Source organism: Bacillus sp. ok061, from assembly GCF_900108285.1.
In the GTDB taxonomy this organism is placed as follows: Bacteria; Bacillota; Bacilli; order Bacillales; family Bacillaceae_G; genus Bacillus_A; species Bacillus_A thuringiensis_S.
Window position 1 is genome coordinate 1 of the sequence record NZ_FNUW01000079.1, and the last position, 2,533, is coordinate 2,533.

Sequence of the window (2,533 nt, forward strand, 5' to 3'; positions counted from 1 at the left end):
ATTTACCGATTCGTTTATACTTTTTTTAAACTTTGCAACAGAACCTCTGTGGAACTAGTGGTGACAATAGAGTTGTTCCACAAATGAGGCGGAAGAATAGCGTGCCCTATATAATAAAATTTTAATATTCCGATTATAGAAACTTCATCTATTGAAAATAGAACAAATAAAAGCTAAATAACACTAATATAATCTCTTTTCTAGATATGCCTTTATCAAGAATCAAAAAACTTAATACCACTTAGTACAAAAGCATCAGAACTTGGGCTATAACCAACTAACTTTCTTGTTCCTTCAATATCAATTCGTTTAAACCTGTTGTTAGATACACCATGTAAAATTGAAAATGGAGGTAAGTTCTTTGCTGTCATCGACTTTAAGAGAAGGTCCATAAAATCTTCTGGGCTTAAGTATGCACTCATATCTCTAGCTGTTAGTGGTTTACCATATGGATTATAATCATCATATGCACCTATACGAATAGCAAGACTTTGTAACCCTTCTTCATAAGCAAAATAAGAAGCAACAGCCTCTGCAAAACACTTACTTACCCCGTACATATTTTTAGGTCTCGTGGGTGAATAAGCATGTGGTTGATAATCCAAAGGATAGCCTTCAATTGTTTGAGCACTGGAAGCAACTATTACTTTCGATACATTATTATCACTAGCAGCTCTAAAAATATTATAGGTTCCCTTTATATGATTTTCTAATAAGGAGCCATAAAAATCAGCATTTGGCGAAGGATTACCTGCCAAGTGTATAACTATATCTATACCTTTCGTAAATTCTTGACAAGCAGCTAAATCAGAAACATCTAAATATATGATTTCATGATTTGTATCTTTAAAAGTTTCTAAAGCAGATAAGTTAATATCTGCTAGCCGTAACTGGTAATTCCCTTGCTCATCTAGGAACCTTGTAACGTCTTGGCCAATCTTACCTGCAGCACCTGTAACTAAAATTTTTTGCATTTCACTTCATCCTTCCATAAAAAATACATCCCTTGCCAAAAGTCATATAATAGAGCATGCACTTATTGTATGTTGGTAATGGCATTAAATAAAACGAAGAAATATAATGGAGACATGAATAAAATTCATGAGGAGGGCCATAGTGACTTTAACAAAATATGAAATATTTAACAAAGTGGCAGAACTCAATAGTTTTACAAAAGCTGCAGAAGTGTTAGGTTTCACTCAATCTGCTGTAAGTCATGCAATTAGCAGCTTGGAAAAAGAGTTTTCCTTTCCTTTATTTATTCGTAATCACTCTACTTTAACATTGACCAAAAATGCAGAGGAGCTTTTAATTACCGTTCGGAAAATTTTATACTATAACAACATGCTTAAGCAGGAAGTAGCCGCTATCAATGGGTTCCAAAAAGGAACAGTAAGAGTGGGGGTTTTTTCGAGTATTTCTAAAAATTGGATTCCTGGTATTCTTAAAAAAATGGAGGAAAAGTTTCCAAATATTGAAATCGAATTACTGGAAGGAAACTATGCTGAAGTTGAGAATTGGTTACAAAACGGGAGATTAGATTGTGGATTTATTAATAATGATACTTACTTTGAATCATTTGAAAAATCCTTTGAAATCGTACAATTGAAGAGGGATCGACTTTTATGTGTTGTATCTAACCAATCCCCATTATGTAAGGAAAACCAAGTATCAATGCAACAAATAGAAAATGTACCTTTTATTATGCCAACACATCAGTGTTATGATGATATTCAAAAAATATTTAGGGAGAATAAAGTTAGCCCCAATATTCGATTCAAAAATATGAATATTCAGTGATCTCCATGGTGGAGAATAATCTAGGAATTAGTATATTGCCAGAAATGATTATACCGACATCAAAAATTTCTTTTGCAGCCATTCCACTTGAAAGTGATAGCTATCGAACTATTGGATTAGCTATAAGAAAACCAACCTCACTTGCGACTAAGAAATTTTCTGAGATTACTAAAAGGTGGGTATCATTTGAATTGATTTAATTTTGCCAAAATATGAGTTATTTAAACTGATAGGGTTCTTCTTGAACGGAGCAGATTAGTTCAATAAGCAATGAGAAAAAGTTATATATTATGTGTTGATGTAGAACTATAATATAAAAAAATCAAGAGGTAATTATATAGTGATATATAAATTATAAGACGGAACACCCTAATAACTTTGACCAATTACTAAACCTATATGAATCTTTATGGTGGAATTCACTTAAATTAACAAGTAATGATTTGGAACGAATGTGCAATCAAAGTTGATACGCCATTTACGCATTTGATGAAAAATAATTAGTGGGTATGGGACGTGTTATTTCAGATGGTGTAATTACTGGAGTAGTTTGGGGAATATGCGTTCTACCAATCTATCTGTCCGAAGGAGTCGCCGCCATGTACAAATAGCGCTGGGCAATTGGCGTGTCCAGATAAGGACACGCCAATTTGCCAACGCAATGAATATAAATCATAGATTTTCTCTTTTGGCACCCATTCCGTAGGAATGTTTGTCATATATACCGTAATTC

1 protein-coding gene and 2 pseudogenes are annotated in these 2,533 nt (G+C 33.2%); 2 read left to right on the forward strand and 1 reads right to left on the reverse strand.

Annotated elements, in window-relative coordinates; all coding sequences use genetic code 11:
• Nucleotides 1-215 precede the first annotated feature (215 nt).
• Nucleotides 216-974, reverse strand: coding sequence for an NAD(P)-dependent oxidoreductase (locus C4S65_RS33840; RefSeq protein WP_103945932.1), 759 nt, complete (start codon nucleotides 972-974; stop codon nucleotides 216-218).
• Nucleotides 975-1,116: 142 nt separating this feature from the next.
• Between C4S65_RS33840 and C4S65_RS33845 the strand changes: the two are divergent.
• Together C4S65_RS33845 and C4S65_RS35630 are read left to right on the forward strand one after the other, a co-directional pair.
• A pseudogene (locus C4S65_RS33845) lies at nucleotides 1,117-2,000 on the forward strand (LysR substrate-binding domain-containing protein).
• Nucleotides 2,001-2,147: 147 nt separating this feature from the next.
• A pseudogene (locus C4S65_RS35630) lies at nucleotides 2,148-2,393 on the forward strand (GNAT family N-acetyltransferase); the annotation flags it as partial.
• Nucleotides 2,394-2,533 lie beyond the last annotated feature (140 nt).